Annotated in this window: 18 protein-coding genes and 2 riboswitches; of the genes, 6 read left to right on the plus strand and 12 right to left on the minus strand. The window is 72.9% G+C overall.

Annotated features, from left to right (window positions below):
• Positions 1–22 precede the first annotated feature (22 nt).
• Both speD and ACRAKH_RS26345 read left to right on the plus strand, forming a co-directional pair.
• On the plus strand, positions 23–433 hold the full coding sequence (gene speD, locus ACRAKH_RS26340; RefSeq protein WP_380727461.1) for an adenosylmethionine decarboxylase: 411 nt from the start codon (positions 23–25) through the stop codon (positions 431–433).
• Positions 430–1272: a spermidine synthase gene (locus ACRAKH_RS26345; protein WP_380727464.1), complete on the plus strand. Its 843-nt coding sequence runs from the start codon at positions 430–432 to the stop codon at positions 1270–1272. The genes speD and ACRAKH_RS26345 overlap by 4 nt, the downstream gene beginning before the upstream one ends.
• Before the next feature lie 63 nt (positions 1273–1335).
• Here the strand turns inward: ACRAKH_RS26345 and ACRAKH_RS26350 are convergent, their stop codons facing one another.
• Positions 1336–3405, minus strand: a complete 2070-nt coding sequence (locus ACRAKH_RS26350; protein WP_380727467.1) for a S9 family peptidase — start codon at positions 3403–3405, stop codon at positions 1336–1338.
• Between the two features lie 238 nt (positions 3406–3643).
• Here ACRAKH_RS26350 and ACRAKH_RS26355 point away from each other — a divergent pair, with 238 nt between their 5' ends.
• Positions 3644–4315 carry a COG4315 family predicted lipoprotein gene (locus ACRAKH_RS26355; protein ID WP_380727469.1) on the plus strand — a complete coding sequence of 224 codons (672 nt, stop codon included), beginning with the start codon at positions 3644–3646 and terminating at the stop codon, positions 4313–4315.
• Between the two features lie 75 nt (positions 4316–4390).
• On the opposite strand, the gene ACRAKH_RS26360 is transcribed toward ACRAKH_RS26355, so the two are convergent.
• The 9 genes from ACRAKH_RS26360 to ACRAKH_RS26400 all read right to left on the minus strand — a co-directional run bounded on the left by ACRAKH_RS26360 (position 4391) and on the right by ACRAKH_RS26400 (position 12455).
• Positions 4391–4996 (minus strand): malonic semialdehyde reductase, encoded by a 606-nt coding sequence (locus ACRAKH_RS26360; RefSeq protein ID WP_380727471.1) that lies wholly within the window; start codon positions 4994–4996, stop codon positions 4391–4393.
• Positions 4997–5075: 79 nt separating this feature from the next.
• On the minus strand, positions 5076–6341 hold the full coding sequence (gene glyA / locus ACRAKH_RS26365; protein ID WP_380727473.1) for a serine hydroxymethyltransferase: 1266 nt from the start codon (positions 6339–6341) through the stop codon (positions 5076–5078).
• A 15-nt stretch (positions 6342–6356) separates the two neighbouring features.
• Positions 6357–7457 carry a glycine cleavage system aminomethyltransferase GcvT gene (gene gcvT / locus ACRAKH_RS26370; protein ID WP_380727475.1) on the minus strand — a complete coding sequence of 367 codons (1101 nt, stop codon included), beginning with the start codon at positions 7455–7457 and terminating at the stop codon, positions 6357–6359.
• Between the two features lie 112 nt (positions 7458–7569).
• Positions 7570–7663: riboswitch (glycine riboswitch) on the minus strand.
• A gap of 1 nt (position 7664) precedes the next feature.
• Positions 7665–7752, minus strand: a riboswitch (glycine riboswitch).
• 62 nt (positions 7753–7814) lie between these two features.
• Positions 7815–8117: a DUF3817 domain-containing protein gene (locus tag ACRAKH_RS26375; RefSeq protein ID WP_380727477.1), complete on the minus strand. Its 303-nt coding sequence runs from the start codon at positions 8115–8117 to the stop codon at positions 7815–7817.
• Positions 8118–8131: 14 nt separating this feature from the next.
• Positions 8132–8569, minus strand: coding sequence for a hypothetical protein (locus ACRAKH_RS26380; RefSeq protein WP_380727479.1), 438 nt, complete (start codon positions 8567–8569; stop codon positions 8132–8134).
• Positions 8570–8674: 105 nt separating this feature from the next.
• Positions 8675–9163 (minus strand): transcriptional regulator, encoded by a 489-nt coding sequence (locus ACRAKH_RS26385; protein WP_077006273.1) that lies wholly within the window; start codon positions 9161–9163, stop codon positions 8675–8677.
• Positions 9164–9354: 191 nt separating this feature from the next.
• A complete protein-coding gene (locus tag ACRAKH_RS26390) occupies positions 9355–9516 on the minus strand; it encodes a hypothetical protein (RefSeq protein WP_380727481.1) in 162 nt (53 codons plus the stop codon).
• Between the two features lie 666 nt (positions 9517–10182).
• A complete protein-coding gene (locus ACRAKH_RS26395) occupies positions 10183–11307 on the minus strand; it encodes a CaiB/BaiF CoA transferase family protein (RefSeq protein WP_447009360.1) in 1125 nt (374 codons plus the stop codon).
• On the minus strand, positions 11307–12455 hold the full coding sequence (locus tag ACRAKH_RS26400; RefSeq protein WP_380727501.1) for an acyl-CoA dehydrogenase family protein: 1149 nt from the start codon (positions 12453–12455) through the stop codon (positions 11307–11309). Before ACRAKH_RS26400 ends, ACRAKH_RS26395 begins: the two co-directional genes overlap by 1 nt.
• Positions 12456–12592: 137 nt before the next feature.
• On the opposite strand from ACRAKH_RS26400, the gene ACRAKH_RS26405 reads away from it, so the two are divergent.
• Genes ACRAKH_RS26405 through ACRAKH_RS26415 form a run of 3 tightly spaced genes read left to right on the plus strand, consistent with a single transcriptional unit; the run spans position 12593 to position 16376 of the window.
• Complete coding sequence (locus tag ACRAKH_RS26405; protein ID WP_380727499.1) at positions 12593–13054, plus strand: GNAT family N-acetyltransferase; 462 nt, start codon at positions 12593–12595, stop codon at positions 13052–13054.
• Positions 13055–13110: 56 nt separating this feature from the next.
• Positions 13111–14313 carry an acetyl-CoA C-acetyltransferase gene (locus tag ACRAKH_RS26410; protein WP_380727497.1) on the plus strand — a complete coding sequence of 401 codons (1203 nt, stop codon included), beginning with the start codon at positions 13111–13113 and terminating at the stop codon, positions 14311–14313.
• Positions 14313–16376, plus strand: coding sequence for a 3-hydroxyacyl-CoA dehydrogenase NAD-binding domain-containing protein (locus tag ACRAKH_RS26415; RefSeq protein ID WP_380727495.1), 2064 nt, complete (start codon positions 14313–14315; stop codon positions 16374–16376). Before ACRAKH_RS26410 ends, ACRAKH_RS26415 begins: the two co-directional genes overlap by 1 nt.
• A gap of 55 nt (positions 16377–16431) precedes the next feature.
• Here the strand turns inward: ACRAKH_RS26415 and ACRAKH_RS26420 are convergent, their stop codons facing one another.
• Positions 16432–19833 (minus strand): phosphodiester glycosidase family protein, encoded by a 3402-nt coding sequence (locus tag ACRAKH_RS26420; protein WP_380727493.1) that lies wholly within the window; start codon positions 19831–19833, stop codon positions 16432–16434.
• Positions 19834–19945: 112 nt separating this feature from the next.
• Positions 19946–20938 (minus strand): AraC family transcriptional regulator, encoded by a 993-nt coding sequence (locus tag ACRAKH_RS26425; protein WP_380727491.1) that lies wholly within the window; start codon positions 20936–20938, stop codon positions 19946–19948.
• Between the last annotated feature and the right edge of the window lie 150 nt (positions 20939–21088).

Below are 21088 nucleotides of genomic sequence, written 5' to 3' on the forward strand. Positions count from 1 at the left end.
CTGAAGATGTTTGGAGTGATTGATGTCCGAACTCCCGTGCGAATCCGAGCCGGTTGGCTTGTTCGCAGGACAGCACGTGCTCGCCGAGCTTGAAGGCGTGAGCCCCGAACTGCTCGACGACGAGCAGTTCCTGCGACACGCGCTCGGTGAAGCCCTCACCCAGGCGGATGCCACGGTGTTGGAGGTGGTCTCCAAGCAGTTCGAGCCGCAAGGGGTCACCGTGCTGGCCCTGTTGTCGGAGTCGCACGCGTCCATCCACACCTATCCGGAGGTCGGAGCGGTGTTCGTGGACGTGTTCACCTGCGGCACGCGCGCCAAGCCCGCGCTCGCGGTGCAGTTGCTGGCGGAAGCGCTGGGAGCTGTGTCGGCACGGACGGACATGGTCAGCCGGGGTCACCGCGTCCCCGCGCTCGTCGGTGAGGAGAAGCCGTGATCCGCGAACCGCTCGCGGCCGGGATGACCAGGCACTGGGACGTCGACGAGGTCGTGGTCGACACCCGCACCGAGTTCCAGCACCTGGTCATCGCCCGCACCGCGCAGGGGTTGTCGCTCTTCTGCGACGACGACCGGCAGAGCACCGAGTTCAGCCAGCTGACGTACCACGAGGCGCTGATGGTCCCGGCGCTGCTGCTGGCCGACAAGGTCGAGCGGGTGCTGGTCATCGGCTCGTCCGAGGGCGTGGTGTGCCAGATGGCGGTGGCGGCCGGCGCTTCGGTGGTCGACCACATCGACATCGACTCGCAGGCCGTGCGGCTGTGCGCCGAGCACCTGCCGTACGGGTACACGCTCGACGAGCTGGCGCTGGCGGAGAAGGGCGAAGGCCCGATCCGCGTCCAGTACATCGACGGCTACGAGTACATCCGCACCACCTCCGAGCGCTACGACATCGTCCTGGTGGACCTGCCGGACGAGCGCGAGGAGGAGGCGCAGCACAACCGCCTGTACGGCGCCGAGTTCCTGGGCCTGTGCAAGGCGCTGCTGACGCCGGGCGGCGTCGTGGTGTCCCAGGCGGGCTGCCAGACGATGTGGCGCAACACGACGTTGATCCGCATGTGGCAGCGGTTCAACGAGGTGTTCGACACGGTCGCGTACTACGGCTCGGACGAGCACGAGTGGGCGTACCTGTTCGGGCGCGCCGACGAGGTGGCCGACCCGACCGCGCTGATGGTCGAGCGGCTGCCCGCGTGCGGCTACCGGCCGGAGACGATCGACGACCTGGCCCTGGTCGGGAACTCGATCCCGCCGTACCTGGTCCGGCACTCGCTCGCCTGACGGCGGAACGTGAACGGGGCCGTCCCGCCTTCGTGGCGGGGCGGCCCCTTCGCGTCCACCGGGTCAGGCCAGCGACCGGCGCAGGAAGTCGACCTGGAGCAGCAGCAGGTTCTCCGCCACCTGCTCCTGCGGGGTCATGTGCGTGACGCCGGACAGCGGCAGCACGGTGTGCGGGCGGCCGGCGGCCAGCAGCGCCGACGACAGCCGCAGCGTGTGCGCGGCCACCACGTTGTCGTCCGCCAGGCCGTGCACGATCATCAGCGGGCGCTCCAGCTTCGGCGCGTCGGCCAGCAGCGAGTTGCCGTCGTAGACGTCGGGCCTGTCGTCCGGGTGGCCGAGGTAGCGCTCGGTGTAGTGGGTGTCGTAGAGCCGCCAGTCGGTGACGGGCGCGCCCGCGATGCCCGCGTGGAACACGTCCGGCCGGCGCAGCACGGCGAGCGCGGCCAGGTAGCCGCCGTAGGACCAGCCGCGGATGCCGACGCGGGACAGGTCGAGGTCCGGTTCGGCCGCGGCCACCGCGTGCAGCGCGTCCACCTGGTCCTCGAGGGTCGCGCCCGCGAAGTCGAAGGCGATCTCCCGCTCCCACTCCGGGCCGCGGCCGGGCGTGCCGCGCCCGTCGACCACGAGGACCGCGAACCCCTGGTCCGCCAGCCACTGCGACGTCAGGTAGGCGTTGCGGGCCGCCACGACGCGCTGGGCGTGCGGGCCGCCGTACGGGTCGAGCAGCACGGGCAGCTTGCGGCCGGGCACGTGGTCGCGCGGGAACAGCAGCGCGGCGCGCAGGTCGCGCTCGCCGACGGTGAGCAGCCGGACCTCCGGCGTGAGCACGGGGGTCTCGGCGAACGAGGCGATCTCGCCCCCGGTGGAGACGGTGACCCGCTGCCCGAACCGGTCCGTGGTCGACGTCGCGAGGACCAGCACGCCGCCCCCGCGGACCGCGCCGCTGACACCGTCCTCAGTGGACAGACGGGTGACGTCGTCGGCCGTGACGAGGTAGACGTGGGTCTGCGTGGGGTCGTCGGTGGAGGCGGTGACGAGGACGCCGTCCTCGGCCGCGTCGAGCACCGAGCGGACCTGGAAGCCGTCCGGGGTCCACGCCCGGTCGCCCACGACGAGCCGGTTCGCGCCGTCGACCGGCAGCACGCGCAGCAGCTCGCCGACCGGCGTCCAGCGGGGCGTGCCGGGCACGATCTCCAGCCAGCGCGGGTCGGTGTCGTCGGCCACCACGTCCACCGCGCCGGACGCGACGTCCACCGCGAGCACACGGGACCGGCGCTGGTCGCGGGACTGGACCTGCAGCAGCGGCTTGCCGTGCGACGTCCACGACACCGAGGCCAGGTACGGGAACCCGTCGCGGTCCCACGGGACGTCGGTGCGGCCGGCGCCGTCCACGTCGAGGAGCGCGACCTCGACGACGGCGTTGGCCGTGCCGGCGGCCGGGTAGGCGATCTCGGTGGCGGGCGTGCCGGGGTTGGCCGGGTCGGCGATGTGCCAGCGCGGCACGGGCGCGTTGTCCACGCGGGCGGCCAGCACCCGCTCGCCGTCAGGGGAGAACCAGTAGCCCCGGTACCGGCTCATCTCCTCGGCCGCCAGGAACTCCGCCAGGCCCCAGGTGACGTCCGGGCCGTCCGGCTCGGCGACCACGCGGTCCGCGCCGGTCGCCAGGTCCACGACGTGCAGCGCGCCGTCCGCGACGTACCCGACGCGGCGGCCGGTGGGGTCGAGCCTCGGGTCGACGGCCGCGCCCGCGACGGGCAGCTCCCGCACCGCGGCGGTGGCGAGGTCGAGCACGAACACCCGGCCGGACAGGGCGAACACGGCCTGCCGCACGTCCCGGTCGGTGGCGTAGCCGACGATGCCCGCCGCCTGCTCGCGGGTCCGCTCGCGGCGCGCCCTCTCCTCCGCCGGCAGGTCCTCGGGGTCGGTCAGCAGCGCGCCGGGGTCGGCCAGCAGCGCCTCCGTCCGGGTGGCGGTGTCGAACGCCCACAGGCCGTTCGCCCGGCTCGTGGCCGAGGCGGTGCGGAGGAAGTACACCTTGGCGCCGTCGGGTGCGACGGTGAACGTCCGCGGTGCGCCGAGGGTGAACCGCTGGGTGCGCGCGTGCTGGCGCGGGAAGGATGTCTCGTTGCCCACCCGGACACCCTACGGGGTGGCCCCAGGCGGCAGGGGGTGGAAATCACGGGTGCGTCGCACCCGTTCGCGATGTCCTTCTCCGGCAACGGCTTGTCGGTTCTCCTGGCGGGCGGAGCCGTGACGTGCGGGCCGACCGGCGATCACCCCGAACCCCTGTCCTGGTCCGGTTCGCTGAACCCCGCCGGGCGCGGGGCCGTACTCGTCGGTGGAGCGATCGACGGACCAAGGAGGAGTGAGTGTGATCCGACGAAACCGCATCGCCATCGCCGTCGCGGGCGGCATGGCAGCCGTGCTCGCGCTGGTCATGTGGACTTCCAACGCGACCGGCTTGCAAGGCCGGACGGTCGCGCAGACCGGGCAGGTGGGCGCCGCGGCCCAGGGCGACTACGGAGACGTCCAGGAGCCCTTGGCCCCTCCCACCAGCGAGGACGCGACGCCGGCCGGGGAACCCGCGGTGCCGGTCGAGGAGCCCGCGGCCGACGCGCCCGAGGGCCAGGCCGCGCCCGCGCCGTCCGGCCCGCGGATCACGTTGGTGGGCAAGAGCGTGCCGAAGATGGGCGACGTCGTGCAGGACGGCGACGGCCGGACGCTGTACCGGTTCGACAAGGACACGCCGAACCCGGCGAAGTCCACCTGCGAGGGGCAGTGCGCCGTGACGTGGCCGCCCGTGCTGTCGGACGGCAAGCCGCAGCTGCGGGGCGTCGACCCGGCCCTGGTGTCGACGGTGAAGCGCGCCGACGGTGCCGAGCAGGTGACGCTCGACGGCTGGCCGCTCTACACCTACGCGAAGGACGAGGCGCCGGGCCAGTGGAAGGGCCAGGGCGTCGGCGGCACGTGGTTCGTGGTGCAGCCGAACGGCAAGCGCAACGTCGAGTGCCTGCCGCCGGGGGTGACCGCGCCGGCCGCCTAGTCCACTGTGGAACGCCCCGATCCCCCGGCCCGGGGTTGGCCGGGGGATCGGGCGTCGCACAGCGGGAACCGGGCCTCAGAGGACGCGGACGACCTCGTCGTAGTCCAGCCGGACGTTGCGCGGGTGCGTGCCGGAGTGGTCCGGGTGGCCGATGTTGACCACGATCAGCGGCAGCTGGTGGGTGCCGTCGAAGAACTCGCGGCGCACGCCCTCGGCGTCGAAGCCGCTCATCGGGCCCGCGGCGAGACCGGCCGCGCGGACGCCGACGATGAAGTAGCCCGCCTGGAGCAGGGCGCTCGTCTTCGCCGCCTCGGCGCGCCGGGCGTCGTCCGCGAACACGTCCTTGGCGCCGGGGTAGTGCGGGAACGTCCGGGCGAGGTGCTCGTGGAAGTCGGTGTCGGCGGCCAGGATCGCGGTCACCGGCGCGGCCAGCGTCTTGGCCCGGTTGCCCTGCGACATGTGCGGCGCGAGGCGGGCCTTGGCGTCCTCGCCGCGGACGAACACCACGCGCAGCGGCTGGCTGTTCATCGCGGTCGGGCCCCACTTGACGAGCTCGTACACCTCGCGGAGCTGCTCGTCGGTCACCGGCTCGGCGGTGAACGCGTTGGCCGTGCGCGCCTCGCGGAACAGCAGGTCCTGCGCTTCGTGCGGCAGCGCCAACGTGTCGAGCGTCGCGGTCATGATGCCTCTTTCGGTTGTCCCGTGCGCGGCTTGCGCACGGGACAACCTCCCGCGAGGCGCGCCTATTTCGTGGCGCGTTTCACACGTTCGGGTAGAGCGGGTGCTTCGCCGCCAGCACGTCGACGCGCGCCCGCAGCTCGGCGAGGTCCGGCGACGGCTGCAGCGCCGCCGCGATGACGTCCGCCACCTCGGCGAAGTCCGCCGCCCCGAAGCCGCGCGTGGCCAGCGCCGGCGTGCCGATCCGCAGGCCGGACGTCACCATCGGCGGACGCGGGTCGTTCGGCACCGCGTTGCGGTTGACCGTGATCCCCACCTCGTGCAGCCGGTCCTCGGCCTGCTTGCCGTCCAGTTCGGACGCCACCAGGTCGACCAGCACGAGGTGCACGTCCGTGCCGCCGGTGAGCACCTTCACACCGGCCGCCGCCGCGTCGGGCCGCGACAGGCGCTCGGCGAGGATCTTCGCGCCCTCGACCGTGCGGCGCTGGCGGTCGGCGAACTCGGGCGACGCGGCGTGCTTGAACGCCACCGCCTTGCCCGCGATCACGTGCTCCAGCGGACCGCCCTGCTGACCGGGGAACACCGCCGAGTTGATCTTCTTGGCGAGGTCGGCCTCGTTGGTCAGGATGACGCCGCCGCGCGGACCGCCGAGGGTCTTGTGCGTGGTCGTCGTCACGACGTGCGCGTGCGGCACCGGGCTCGGGTGCAGGCCCGCCGCCACCAGGCCGGCGAAGTGCGCCATGTCCACCATCAGGTACGCGCCGACCGAGTCGGCGATCCGGCGGAACTCCGCGAAGTCCAGCTGCCGCGGGTACGCCGACCAGCCCGCCACGATCAGCTTCGGCTTGTGCTCGGCCGCCAGCCGCTCCACCTCGGCCATGTCGACCCGGCCGTCGGACTCCGCCACGTGGTAGGGCACCACGTTGTAGAGCTTGCCGGAGAAGTTGATCCGCATGCCGTGGGTGAGGTGCCCGCCGTGCGCGAGGTCGAGGCCCAGGATCGTGTCGCCCGGCTGGAGCAGGGCGAACATCGCGCACGCGTTGGCCTGCGCGCCCGAGTGCGGCTGCACGTTGGCGAAGCCCGCCCCGAACAGCGCCTTGACCCGCTCGATCGCCAGCCGCTCGATGACGTCGACGTTCTCGCAGCCGCCGTAGTAGCGCCGGCCCGGGTAGCCCTCGGCGTACTTGTTGGTCAGCACCGAGCCCTGCGCCTCCAGCACCGACACCGGCGTGAAGTTCTCGGAGGCGATCATCTCCAGCGTGCTCTGCTGCCGGCGCAGCTCGGCGGCGACGGCGTCCGCGACCTCCGGGTCGAACTCCGCGAGGGAGGTGTTGAAGTGCTCGGACATGTGTGGGTCTCTCCCTTAGCTGGTTCGCTTGTAGAACGGCAGTGCGACGACTTCGACCGGCTCGTGCTTGCCCCGGACGTCCACCGACAGCGCGGTGCCCGGTTCAGTGTCGCCGACGGCCACGTACGCCATGGCCACGGAGTACCCGAGGGTCGGTGACAGCGCGCCGCTGGTGACCTCGCCGATCGGCGTGCCCGACGCGTCCAGCACCGGGTAGCCGTGCCGGGGCGCGCGGCGCGACGCCGTCCGCAGGCCGACGAGCTTGCTCTCCACGCCCTTCTCCGCCACGGCGGCCAGGGCGTCGCGGCCGACGAAGTCGCCCGGCTTGTCGAGCTTCACCACCCGGCCCAGGTTCGCGTGGAACGGCGTGCGGTCCCGGCCGAGCTCGTTGCCGTACAGCGGCATGCCGGCCTCCAGCCGGAGCGTGTCGCGGCAGCCGAGGCCCGCGGGCTTGAGGTCGTGCGGCGCGCCGGCCTCCAGCAGCGCCTGCCAGACGTGCGCGGCGTCGTCCGGGGCGACGAACAGCTCGAAGCCGTCCTCGCCGGTGTAGCCGGTGCGGGCGAGCAGCACCGGCTTGCCCGCGACCTCGGTCGGGTACGACGCGTAGTACTTCACCGTGGCGAGGTCGGTGGGGGTGAGGCCGGCCAGGATCTCCGTCGCCTTCGGCCCCTGCACGGCGAGCAGGGCGTAGTCGGTCGACCGGTCCGCGACGACGGCGTCGAAGCCCTCGGCCCGCTCGACCAGCGCCTCGTGCACCACGGCGGCGTTGGACGCGTTCGCCACGACCAGGTACTCGACGTCACCCGTCCGGTACACGATCAGGTCGTCGATCACCCCGCCGTCGGCCTCGCAGATCATCGTGTAGCGGGCGCGGCCGACGCCGATCGCGGACGCGTGGCCGACCAGCGCGTGGTCCAGCGCGGCGCCCGCCTCGGGGCCGGTGAGCACGATCTCACCCATGTGGGTCAGGTCGAACAGGCCCGCCGACGTGCGCACCGCGTGGTGCTCGGCCAGCTCGCTGTCGTAGCGCAGCGGCATCCGCCAGCCCGCGAAGTCGGTGAACATGGCGCCCAGCGCCTCGTGCTCGGCGTGCAGGGGCGTGCGGCGGCTTTCCATCAGGCGGGGTCCTCCCTGGGTGCGGACATGCCGGCAGAACCGACCGGTCGGGTCGGCTGACACGTACGAAGGATGACACGGTCCATCGGAGACTCCTCGTCGAGAGCGAGCCTCCCCCTCTGTCATGAGCCTGAGAGCTTCACCGCGCGAGGGCGGCTTGCACCGTGGGCGAGGCGCGCCGGCTGCGCGCCTGCTTTCCAGAGTTGCCTTCGTCGGGCGGTAGCTGTGCCTGAGAGATTCCGGGGAGGAGTTGCTCCTTCGGCGCCCCGTTCGGGGACTCTCCCGCGCGACATCGACGGCCGTGTTCAGTTGGTACCGCCAGACGCTAGGCGTGCCCGGTCGGCCGGTCAACCCGCCTCACAGGCTCTTCTCGGCCCGGACGCTCTCGACCACCTTGCGCTCGGCGTAGAACGACACGAACGGGATCGTGCCCGCGAGCAGCACCAGGGCCGTGCCCTTGATCGACCAGCGGGCCTTGAGCGCCAGGTCGACGGTCAGCACCAGGTAGACGGCGTAGAGGAAGCCGTGCACGGGGCCGACGACCTGCATCATGCCCTCGTTGCCGCCCGCGTACTTGGCGATCATCGCGACCACGAGGAGCAGCAGGCCCACACCGACCACGTACGCCATGAACCGGAACCTGGTCAACGCGCCGCTCATCGCCCTACCTCACCTCACCGCTGGTCCCGCGCGTGGAGTGCCGCGAGCATGCGGTTGTAGGCCGCGAGCTCGTCGTCCTCGTCGTCGTGCGCGGGTGCTCTGACGGGCTCAACGGTAACGACCGGCCGCGAGGGCGCGGCCACCGGCTCCGCGGGGGACGGCGACGCGTCCCCGTCGGCGGCGTCGGTCGACCCGGTCGACTCGGAGGTCTGGGCGGCCGCGGCGGCTTCGTCCGCCTTGCGGCGGGCGTCCAGCTTGCGCATGCGCCACACCATGAACGCCGGGAAGAGGCCGAAGAGGGGCCACTGGAAGACGTAGCCGAGGTTCTGGAACGTGCCGCCCGCCTGCGAGAACCGCTCCCACTGCCAGTAGGCGAGGCCGCAGCACACGACGAGCGAGACCAGGCAGGCGGCCGCGATGGCCAGCCGCTGGGGAGTGATGAGGCCTCGCACGCCTCAAGAGTACTTCGCCCGGGGCTGGGGCTCCCGGACAGGAGCCCGCCCCTCACAGGTTGTGGGCTCCCGTACCGCGCAGGAGCCCGCCCCGACTCGATCCGACTAAGCCACGCCGTCCCGGCGTTGCCTCTGCAGCCTGGCCACGCACCAGGCCGCCGCGCTGCCCCGACGCAGGTGCTGGAGCACCGTCATCGGGCCGAGGCGACGACCGAGGTCGGCGGGCGTGAGCCCGGCCGCCCGGTAGTCCAGAGCGCGCTGGTCCAGCGGGCTGATGCCCGCGTCCCACCACTGCTCCGCCTCGGACAGGTCGCCGACCAGCTGCCAGTAGCTGGCGGCCGCGGCGAGCAGGGCCTCGGGCACCTCGGGCGCCCGCTTCCGCATCGCCGCCACGTACGCCGGGTCGGCGGACTCGACCTTCACCAGTCCGCGAGGCCCGCCGTTCGCCCGCTGCACCGGGATGCCCGGCGCGGACGGCGGCGCTTCCGCGAGCCACGCGTCCTTGATCCGGTTCACCTCCTGCAGCTCGGCGTCGTCCGAGCGCTCAGCCGCCCACTGCCGCAGCAGCTCGTCGACTCCGGAGTCCTCGACCATTCTGCCTCCTCGTCGGTCGAAGATCAGCCAATGCAGCGCACCGTATTAGCGGGTACCGACAACCGCTAGACCCTGGTTTGTCAAAAACCCTGTTACCAGGGCGTTATAGCCCTCATTCCACCCGTACGGTGCAACGATGGCGACTCACCGTCACCGATCGTGACCGCATTGAGCGGACTTCGTCGGGTCCGCTAGGCGAAGAGGCTGCGAACGAAGGTGATGATCGACTCGGCGCCGGACCGGAGCCAGCCCAACGCGGTCTTCACCGCCTCGGCGGACTGGTCGGGCTCGGTGATCAGGAGGAACAGCACCAGCGCGACCGCCGCCAGCGTCACCACCTTCTTGACGTTCACTGATCGGTCTCCGTCCGTATCACAGGGCCTGGGCGGCGAGGCGCCGCTCCGGTCGAGTCACCCGTCATCGTCCCCCATTCACCCGGATGATGAGGGCCGAACCCGCCGTGATCGCTCGACCGGTGGTAGCAACCACCACTGGATCACGCCTGAGGCGTGCCTGGTGTCACCCGAACGGACGATCAAGGGGACCAGTGGTCCAGCCGATCACCAAGGTACGGGCCACTCGCCCACCCCCCTGGCACGGACACGAGGTACAGCCGCATCGTCAGTTCTCCGCAGCCCATCACCTGATCGCGCCGACGCACGCACTGAGCGTGACAAAGGCCGATGACGGCTGCCACCTATTCCGGTATCTCTTCAGGTGAATTCCCGCGCCCTTTTCACGGCCGCCGCTCACCGGGTGCCGAAGCACTCCCCGAAGCGCCCCGCGCACCGGACACGACGGCTCCGCCCACGCGCCCGCCGCGCCCAGGCTGACGCCGCCGTCGACGCCGCACCACTCGCCCACGGGATCGCCGCGCCCGCCGGCCATGCGCCAGGGGCTCACCGGACCTGGCGGCTCAACCGCCCACCCCGCCGCGCGCAGGCCGGGCACCAGCGCTCATCCCCCAACCACACCACGCCCCGCGGTCCGGGCCGCAGGGGCTCACCGGGCACGACGGCTCAGCCGACCACGCCCGCCGCGCGCAGGTCCGCGATCTCCTCCGCGCCCAGCCCCAGCTCGCCCAGCACCGCGTCCGTGTCCGCACCGACCGTGGGCGGCGGGCTCGGGGTGGTCGGAGGCGTGCGCTCGAACCGGGGCGCGGGCGCGGGTTGGGGCACGCCCGCCACCTCGACGAACGTCCCCCGCCGCACGTTGTGCCCGTGCTCGGGCGCCTCGCCGGGGGCGAGGACGGGCGCGAGGCAGGCGTCCGTGCCCTCCGCCAGCGCCGCCCACTCGTCGCGCGTCCGGGTCGCCACGGCGGCGGCGATGCGCGACCTCAGCTCCGGCCAGTTCGCCGGGTCGTGGCGGCTCGGCAGCCCGGCGTCGGCCAGTCCCAGCACCGCCAGCAGCTCGGCGTAGAACTTCTCCTCCAACGCCCCCACGCTGACGAACCGCCCGTCCGCCGCCTCGTACACGTCGTAGAACGGCGCGCCGCCGTCCAGCAGGTTCTCGCCCCGCCCGCCCGTCCACGCGCCCGCCGACGCCATCCCGTGCAGGAACGTGGTCAGCAGCGCCGCACCGTCGACCATGGCGGCGTCCACCACCTGCCCGCGCCCCGACCGCTCCCGCTCGTACAGCGCCGCCAGCACGCCCACGGCCAGCAGCAGCCCGCCGCCACCGAAGTCACCGACGATGTTCAGCGGCACGGTGGGCGGCGCGCCGGCCCGGCCGATCGGCTCCAGCGCGCCCGCCACCGCGATGTAGTTGATGTCGTGCCCGGCGCGGTCGGCCAGCGGGCCGTCCTGGCCCCACCCGGTCATCCGCCCGTAGACCAGCTTCGGGTTGCGGGCCAGGCACTGGGCCGGGCCGATGCCGAGCCGCTCCGTCACGCCCGGCCGGAAGCCCTCGACCAGCACGTCCGACGCGGCGACGAGCCGGAGCACCAGCTCGGCGCCCTCGGGCCGGCGGACGTCCACGCCGATCGACCGCCGCCCGCGCCCCAGCAGCGGCGCCTCGGTGCCGCCGCCGATCCGGTCCACCCGGACCACCGACGCGCCGAGGTCCGCCAGCACCATGCAGCCGAACGGCGCGGGCGCGAGGCCGGCCAGCTCGACGACCTTCAGCCCTTCCAGCGGCCCCGGCACTAGAGCGACCTCGCGATGATTTCCTTCATGATCTCGTTCGTCCCGCCGTAGATCTTCTGCACGCGCGCGTCCGCCCACGCGCGCGCGATGGGGTACTCGGTCATGTACCCGTACCCGCCGAACAGCTGGACGCACTCGTCGACCACCCGGCACAGCCGCTCGGTGGCCCACCACTTCGCCATCGCCGCCGTGGGCACGTCGAGCGCGCCCTTCAGGTGAGCGGCGATGCACTCGTCCACGAACGCCCTGGTCACGCGGGCCTCGGTGGCGCACTCGGCGAGGGTGAACCGGGTGTTCTGGAACTTGATCAGCTCCCGGCCGAACGCCGTGCGGTCCTTCACGTACGCCAGGGTCAGGTCGACGGCCGCCTCGATGCCCGCGATCGACGCCACGGCGATGATCAGGCGTTCCTGCGGGAGCTGCTGCATGAGCTGGATGAAGCCCTGGCCCTCGCCGTCGCCCAGCAGGTTCGCCGCGGGCACGCGCACGTCGTCGAAGAACAGCTCGGCGGTGTCCTGGCCCTTCATGCCGATCTTGTCCAGCACCCGGCCGCGGCGGAAGCCGGGCGCGTCGGCGGTCTCCACGACGACCAGCGAGATGCCCGTGGCGCCCTGGGACGGGTCGGTCTTCGCGACCACGATCACCAGGTCGGCCTGCACGCCGTTGGTGATGAACGTCTTGGAGCCGTTGACCACGTACTCGTCGCCGTCGCGCAGCGCCCGCGTCTTGATGTTCTGGAGGTCGGAGCCGCCGCCGGGCTCGGACATGGCGATCGCGCCGACGAACTCGCCGGACGCGAGCTTCGGCAGCCAGCGGCGCTTCTGCTCCTCGGCGCCGTAGGAGTTGATGTAGTGGGCGACGATCCCGCTGTGCACGCTGTTGCCCCACGCGCTGTCGCCGACGCGCGCCTGCTCCTCCAGCAGCACGGCCTCGTGCGCGAACGTGCCGCCGCCACCGCCGTACTCCTCGGGGATGGACAGGCAGAGCAGGCCGAGCTCACCGGCCTGGTTCCAGAAGTCCCGGTCCACGTGCTTCTGCGCGGCCCAGCGCTCGTGGTGGGGGACCGACTCCCTCTCGAAGAACGTCCGGGCCAGCTTGCGCAGCTGGTCCAGGTCCTCGGTCATCCAGGCGGAACGGCGAGTTGGCATGCCCCAGACGGTCCCACCGACCCGTCGCGCCCGCCATGACCGTGACCGCCGGCGTGGACGTCGATCGTGAGCGCAAATGTCAGGCGTCCCGTAGTCGTCGGGCCGCGGCGGGCGCGCCGGTGGGCCAGACTCGGTGCATGCGATACCGGAGGCTGACCCCTGCCGACTGGCGCACGTGGCGCGACATCCGGCTGACCGCCCTGCGCAGCGACCCCGACGCGTTCGGCTCGACGCTGGCCCGTGAGCAGGAGTACGACGAGGCGAGGTGGCGCGAGCTGATGGCGCCCCGGAACGGGGTGAAGGTGATCGCGGTGGAGACCTCGGGCTCAGGGGCGGCCGAGCCGGTGGCGCTCGTGGCCGGTGTGCCCCACGAGGACGACGCGGAGACGCTCTACCTGTACTCCATGTGGGTCAGGCCCGAGTTCCGCCGCCAGGGCGTCGGCGAGGCGATGGTCGCGAACGTGCTGGCGTGGGCGCGCGAGCACGGGTGGACGCGGGTGGAGCTGCGGGTGTTCCGCGACAACCCCGTCGCCCGGCGGCTGTACGCGCGGCTGGGGTTCGTCGGCGAGGGCGAGGTCATGGACCACCCGCTGAGCTAATAAGTCACCTGCCGCGGTCATGGGCAAGGGCCGGGCGGGTGCCTACCGTTGAGTACATGAGCGAAGCCTTGATCTTCGACGCGGTGCGGACACCGCGTGGCAGGGGGAAGCGCGGTTCGCTGCACAGCGTCAAGCCGATCACCCTGGCGTCCGGGGTGCTGGCGGCGCTGGCGCGGCGCAACGAGCTGGACACCTCGGCGGTGGACGACGTGGTGTTCGGCGTCGTGTCCCCGGTCGGCGAGCAGGGCGCGGACATCGCCCGCACGGCGGTGCTGGCGGCGGGCTGGGACCTGCGGCCGGCGGGCGTGCAGCTCAACCGGTTCTGCGCGTCCGGCCTGGAGTCGGTGAACCTGGCGGCGGCGAAGGTGGCGTCCGGGTTCGAGGACCTGGTGGTGGCCGGCGGCGTCGAGTCGATGTCGCGGGTGCCGATGGGCTCGGACGGCGGCGCGTGGATGGCCGACCCCGAGACCAACATGGCGACGAACTTCGTGCCGCAGGGCGTGAGCGCGGACCTCATCGCCACGCTGGAGGGGTTCACCCGGGAGGACGTCGACGCGTACGCGCTGCGCTCGCAGCAGCGGGCGACGCTGGCGCGGGACAAGGGCTACTTCGACCGGTCGCTGGTGGCCGTGGTCGACCAGAACGGCTCGGTCGTGCTCGACCACGACGAGGCGATCCGCCCGGAGACCACGATGGAGGCGCTGGCCGGGCTCAAGCCGAGCTTCGCGTTCCACGGCGACCTGGGCTTCGACGCCGTCGCCATCGACCGGTACCCGACGGTGGAGCGCATCCACCACGTCCACACGCCGGGCAACTCGTCGCAGATCGTGGACGGCGCGGCGGCGATGCTCATCGGCAACGCCCGCACCGGCCGGGAGCTCGGCCTCACCCCCCGCGCGCGGATCATCGCGACGGCGGTCGTCGGCTCGGAGCCCACGATCATGCTGACCGGTCCCGCGCCGGCCGCGCGCAAGGCGCTGGACAAGGCCCGGCTCACGGTCGAGGACATCGACCTGTTCGAGATCAACGAGGCGTTCTCGTCGGTGGTGCTGAAGTTCCAGCGCGAGCTGGACCTGCCCGACGAGAAGGTCAACGTCAACGGCGGCGCGATCGCGATGGGCCACCCGCTCGGGGCGACCGGCTGCATGATCCTCGGCACCCTGCTCGACGAGCTGGAGCGCCGGGACCTGCGCCGGGGTCTGGCCACGCTGTGCGTGGGCGGCGGCATGGGCATCGCGACGATCATCGAGAGGGTCTGATGGCTATCCACTTCGAGCGGGACGACGACGGGATCGTCACCCTCACGATGGACATGTCGGGCTCGGCGAACGTGATGAACGCCGAGTACCACCAGGCCATGGGCGCGGCGGTCGCCCGCCTGGAGTCGGTCAAGGACGACATCGCGGGCGTCGTGCTGACGTCGGCGAAGAAGACGTTCTTCGCGGGCGGCGACCTCAACCTGCTGATCACGATCACGCCGGAGAACGCGGCCGAGGCGCTCGGGTTCCTGGAGGACGTCAAGGGCCAGTTGCGGCGGCTGGAGCTGCTGGGGAAGCCGGTCGTCGCGGCCATCAACGGCAGCGCGCTGGGCGGCGGCTTCGAGATCGCGCTGGCCTGCCACCACCGGGTGGCGCTGGACGACGACCGGATCAGGATCGGCCTGCCGGAGGCGACGCTGGGCCTGCTGCCCGGCGGTGGCGGCGTGACGCGGGTGGTGCGCCTGCTGGGCGTGCAGCCCGCGTTGCCGCTGCTCATGGAGGGCAAGCAGCTGCGCCCGGCGCGCGCTCTGCAGGCGGGCCTGGTGCACGAGCTGGCGTCCTCCCGCGACGAGCTGATCGCCAAGGCGCGCGCGTGGATCAAGGAGAACCCCGCGCCGCAGCAGCCGTGGGACAGGCCCGGGTACGCCGTGCCGGACGTGCGGGTCGGCGACCCCAACCTGTACGGGCTGCTCGCCGCCGCGCCCGCCGTGCTGCGCAAGAAGACGCACGGCGTGTACCCGGCGCCGGAGAAGATCCTGGCCGCCGCCGTCGAGGGCGCCCTGGTGGACTTCGACACGGCGCTCGCCGTCGAGGGGCGCTACTTCGTCGAGCTGGCCGCGGGCCAGGTGTCCAAGAACATGATCAACACGTTCTGGTTCCAGCTCAACGAGATCAACGCGGGCGGGTCGCGGCCGGACGGCGTGGCGCGCTCGAAGGTCGCCAAGGTCGGGGTGCTGGGCGCGGGCATGATGGGCGCGGGCATCGCCGAGGTCAGCGCCAAGGCCGGCATCGAGGTCGTGCTGAAGGACGTGACGCTGGACGCGGCCAAGCGCGGCGCCGGCGACACGCCGGGCATCACGCCCACCGACTCGGACGCCGACCTGGCGGGCTGCGACCTCGTCATCGAGGCGGTCTTCGAGAACCGCGAGCTGAAGAACCGGGTGCTGCCCGCCGCCGAGGCGAACGCGCTGCCGGACGCGGTGATCGCGTCCAACACGTCGACGCTGCCGATCACCGGCCTGGCGGCCGCGGTGCCGGACCCGACGAGGTTCATCGGCCTGCACTTCTTCTCGCCGGTGCCGAAGATGCGGTTGGTGGAGATCATCCGCGGCGAGAAGACGTCGGACGAGACGCTGGCGCGGGCGTTCGACTACGTGCTGCAGATCGGCAAGACCCCGATCGTGGTCAACGACAGCCGCGGCTTCTACACGTCGCGGACGTTCGGCACGTACGTCACCGAGGCCGTGTCGATGGTGGCGGAGGGCGTGTCGCCCGCGCTGATCGAGAACGTGGCCAAGCGCGCGGGCATGGCCGTCGGGCCGCTGGCCGTGTCGGACGAGGTGACGCTGACGCTGCAGCTGAAGATCCGGGACCAGACGCTCGCCGACGACCCGACGGTCGCGGGCGCGCTGGGCGACCACCCGGCGTTCGCGGTGCTGGAGGAGCTGGTCGCCGAGGGCCGCACGGGCAAGGCGGGCGGCGCGGGGTTCTACGAGTACCCGGAGGGCGGCCGGAAGTTCCTGTGGCCGGGCCTGGCCCGGTACGCGCGGGCCGACGCGGGCGTCACCGAGCGGGACGTCGAGGACCGGTTGCTGTTCATCCAGTCGCTGGAGACCCTGCGGTGCCTGGACGAGGGCGTGCTGACGTCGGTCGGCGACGCGAACGTGGGCAGCGTGTTCGGGTTCGGCTTCGCGCCGTGGAGCGGCGGCACGGTGCAGTTCGTGAACTCGTACGGGCTCGGCGCGTTCGTGGAGCGGGCCGACTACCTGGCCGACACCTACGGCGAGCGGTTCCGCCCGCCGACGTCGCTGCGCGAGCGCGCCGCGCGGGGCGAGAAGTTCTGACGGCGGTGCGGCGAGGCCCCGGGGTTCGGTGAACCCCGGGGCCTCGCCGGTCGGATCAGGCGGTGGCGCGACCCCGTTCGGGCAGGGCCGTCGTCACCTCGGCGCGTTGCGCCACGCCGTTCACGGTCACCGCGACCGTCACCCGGCCCGGCCGCAACGCGGTGAGCGCGCCCGTCTCCGGGTCGAGCCACGCGACGTGCCACGGCCGCACCCCGGACTCCGCGCCGACGTGCACGTCGAGCGACGCGGACCAGTCGGCGCTCACCGGGTAGGCCACCGGCACCCGCCGGCCCGCCTGGGTGACCGTCGCCGTGACGGCGCCGGGCGAGCCGATCCGCACCACCGGCGGCACGTCGAGCGCCAACCCGTCGACGTGGGGCCGGATCTCGGCGGCGAGCCAGTCGTCACCGGCCGCCGGGTCGACGCCGAGCATGGTCCAGCCGGTGAACCCGCCGCGGCCGGCCGACCCCGCGGGCGCCTTGCCCGAGTTGCCGTTGACCAGGTACGGCACGCCGTCCACCCGCGAGGCGTGGAACAGGCCCACGTGCGCGCCGATGAACGCCGCGCCCTTGCCGGTGGCGCGGCGGAAGCCCGACAGCCAGTCCTCGACCACGTCGGCCTCCAGCCGGTCCGACAGCTGACTTCCCTTGGTCGGCGTCGGGTCGCGCGGCGGGTGGTGCTCCATCACGACGACCGAGTGCACGGACCCGTGGTCCCGCAACGCTTCCCGCAGCATCACGGCCTGGTCGAACCCGCCGCCGCGCAGCGTGCCGGTGGACGAGTCGAGCAGCACGAACCGGGTGCCCTTGTGGTCGAAGACCCGGTTGGTGGCGCCGAACTCGCGGCGGAAGTTCTCGATCGTGCCCGGACCCATGATCTCGTGGTTGCCCGGCACGTAGTACCAGGGCAGCTCGTCGCCCAGCTCCTCGGTGAGGACGCGGCGGGCCAGCGCCAGGTCCGCGGGCGACGCCTCGTCGACGAAGTCGCCGTTGACGACGAGGAAGTCCGGCCGCTGCGCCTTGATCTCGCGCAACGTCCGCCGGGCCGCCCGGACCAGGTCGCTGTCCGGGTTGCGGGCGACGAACTGGGCGTCGGACATCACCGCGAACCGCCACGGCCGGTCGGCCACCGTGCCGTCGCGCACGACCAGCCGGTCCTCGGTCTCCTCGGCCTCGGGCAGCTCCACGGCGGGCGGCACCTTGGCCACGATGTCGTCCACCAGCACCTCGCCCGTGTACTGGCGGTCGGCCTTGGTCTCGATCGTGTAGAACCGGTTGACCTTCAACGGGAACGCGAGGCCGCTCGGCACCGGCACTTCGAGGTACCGCCAGCCCGTCCACGTGATGTACGGGCCGTACAGCGACCGGCTCAGCCCCGACCCGTCCGTGACGGTGAACGCCGTCCACTCGCCGCGGCCGTGCCCGTAGACCCACGCGCCCAGCGCCAGCGGCTGGCCCTCGACCTCGATCGGCCGCGGCGGGATCGCGTACGCGGTGCGGGTGCCGGTGGACTTCGAGAAGTCGTACGTCATGCGCAGCCCGGCGCCGGTGCGGCCCTCGGCGACCGGGGCCACCGAGCCGGAGCCGCGGGCCGAGCCGAACGTCCACGACGCGCCGTCGTCGAACCCGGCGATCAACCGCTCCTCCAGGCCCACGGTCACCGGGACGCGCACCACGTGCGACCCGACGCGGGCCACGACGGTGGTGGAGCCGGGGCGCAGGGCGGTGACGCGCAGCGCGCCGTCCTCCCCCGCCGCGATGTCGACCACCGAGCGGTCGTACTCCAGCGCCACGTCGGCGGGCTCGACCGGCGCGGTGAAGCCGTCGCCGTCCCGCCCGACCACGCCGAACCCGCTCGTGCCGCCGATCTCGGGGAGGCTGAGCCGGGACGTCGTCGCGGACAGCCCGGCCAGCTCGCCGAGGACGGTCAGCCCGATCTCCCCCGCCACGCCGCCACGCCGTGCCACGGCGGTCGTCGTGCCGGTCCGCTCGGCGCGGAACACGCCGTCGTCGTCGACGCGGCCGACGTTCGCGGGGTGGGTCTGCCACTGGTGCGCGTCCTCGCCCACCGGGCCGTACGTCTCGTCGTGCCCCTGGGCCACCAGGCGGCGGGTGAGGCCGGGGAACACCCGCTCGGGGTGGCCGCCCGGCACGGTGTCCGCACCGGGCGCGGACCGCGGGTCGATCGCCGTGCGCACCCAGAAGCCGGTCAGGTCGCCGCTGCCCTCCGGGGCGTACAGCGCGAGACCGTTGGGCACCAGGCGTTCCCCGCCGTCGGACGGCTTGTTCTCCACGTCCACCGACTCGGCGCCCGGCGTGCGGGCGACCAGCGTGGACGAGCCGCCGCCGTCGAGGTTGAGCGCGTTGTGCGCGCCCATCTCCTTCAGGATCGCGGCGACGTCCTTGAGGTTGAGCCCGAGCAGGTACGGCGCCTGCCGACCGTCCACGGTGAGCAGGTACATCTTCTTGCCGTCCGCGGAGAAGCCGACGGCCGTGCGCGGGTGCAGCGGGTCGTCCGGCGCGACGACCACGCCGTCCTTGATCAGCAGCTGGTTGCCGCCGATGGCCGCGCGCAGGGCGCTGCCGTCGTCGGCCTTCGTGGTGTGCCGCACGGTGATCCGCTCGCCGACGGCGAGCCTGGCCAGCGCGTCGGCGCCCGCCTCCCGGCCGACGAGGACGTAGCCGTCGGCGGGGATCGGGTCGTCGCCCGCCCGCCCGCGCAGCTCCGCCACGACGTCGCCGCGCACGACGACCTCGGTGACGCGGGGCGCGCCGGTCACCGCACGCGCCCGGCTGTACGAACCCCACACCGGGTCGAACACGCCGACGCCGCCCGCCTGCACGGAGGCGCTGTTGAGCTGCGCCAACGGGATCGTGGAGCCGTCCGCGCGGACCACCGAGCCCTCGAAGAACACCTCCATGACCCGGCCGACGCCCGCCGCGTCGAGGCCTACCGCGCGCCGGTGCCCGGCGACGGGCGACTTGACCGTGCGGCCGTCCTGGACGCCGACGCCGAGCGGGGCGTTCGAGTTGTTGATGTCGAAGAAGTCGCCGTTCACGGCGGCCACCGCGCGGGTGCGGTTGGCCTGCGCGGACAGCGGCTCGGCCGCGCTGACGTGGCCGGGGTGCAGGTAGTCCACCCGCGTGCCGGAGGTGAGGTCGACGGTGAGGGCGTCGCCGCGGATCCACCCGCCCGCGCCGCCCGGCTCGTACCAGTCGAAGGAGTCGAGGGAGACGCCCGGCGCGACCGGTCTGGTGGTGCGGGCCGTCTCGATGCGGCGCGCGGGGTCGACGGCGGGCGCGACGGCGACGCCGGGCAGGTCGACGACGTCAGGGGGTGGCTGGGCGGCCGCGCCGGGTGGCGCGGCGTGGGCGACCGGGGTCAGGGACTGGGCCACCGGCGCCAGGGCGAGCACCAGGACCGCGGCGAGGGCGCGCGGACGGAGGCGTGGGGACACGGGGACTCCCGCAGGGGGTTGGCGGAAATTTACACAACGTCAGTCCACCGTGTTGGACTTTCGCCGGACACGGCCGTTCGGACGCAGTTGCCGGCGTGAACGGCCGACGACGTCAGCTTGCGGTCCCGCTCCGGTACGTACCAGGGCTGCTGCCCGTCCACCGCTTGAACGCCCGGTGAAATGCGCTCGCCTCGGAGAACCCGAGCCGCAGCGCCAGTTCCTCCACCGACTCCCCGCCCCGGACCAGGCTCGCCACCGCCTGGTCCCGCAGCAGCTGCTCCCGCACCTCGCGGAACGACGTGCCCTCGGCGGCGAGCTTGCGCCGCAACGTCGGCGCGCTCACCCCGAGCCGCGCGGCGACGTTCTCCAGCCCCACGACGCCGCTCCCGAGCATCCGCCGCACCTGGCTGGACGCGTCCGCGCCGTAGTCGCGCCGGGACAGCAGCTCGGCGGGCGAGTTCCGCAGGAACCGCCGCAGCGCGGCCTCGTCCTGCACCACCGGCATCCGCAGGAACCGGCTGTCGAACGCCAACGTCGTCGTGGGCGCGGAGAACCGCAGGGGCGCGCCGAAGATCAGGTGGTACTCCGCGCCGTGCGGCGGCTCCGGGTAGGCCAGGTCGACCCCGCGCAACGGGATGCGCCGGCCGATCAGCCAGGACGAGAACCGGTGCCACAGCACCAGCAGCGACTCCACCAGGAACCGGTCCGGGTCGTCGAGGCCCGCCGCGGCCAGCGTGAACGACGCGACGCCGTCCCGCTCGGCCAGCGCCATCGCGGGCCGCACGTCGAACAGCGCGTAGAACGCGAGGCCGCGCCGCAGGGCGTCCTCCAGCGTGGCGCAGTGCACGGCGAGCAGGCACATGGTCGGGAACGTGCCCCGCTTGCTCGGCTGCGGTGCCAGGCCCAGGAACTCGTCGTCCAGCACTTCCCACAGCGTCTGGACGAGCTTCGTGTACTGGGCGGGCGTCACCCTGGCGCGCTCGTCGACGAGCAGGGCCTCGCCGATGCCGGCCGGCGCGAGGAGGTCCGCGACGTCGTGACCACGCCGCACGGCGCCCCGCAGCGCGGCCGTGACGTAGTGGATGGCGATGGTCCGGGTGAGCATCGCCCCCAGTGTGCATCAGGGCCGTGAGCGGCGGCGCGGTGTGGGGAGAGAGAGGCTTACCGCGCCGCCGCCACGGTGGCCCACCCCAGTGAGCCGGCTCCTCATCGGTGGGGCATCCGCCCGCCCACCAACGAGGGACGTTGTGGCACC

The sequence above is a fragment of the Saccharothrix hoggarensis genome, assembly GCF_052936025.1.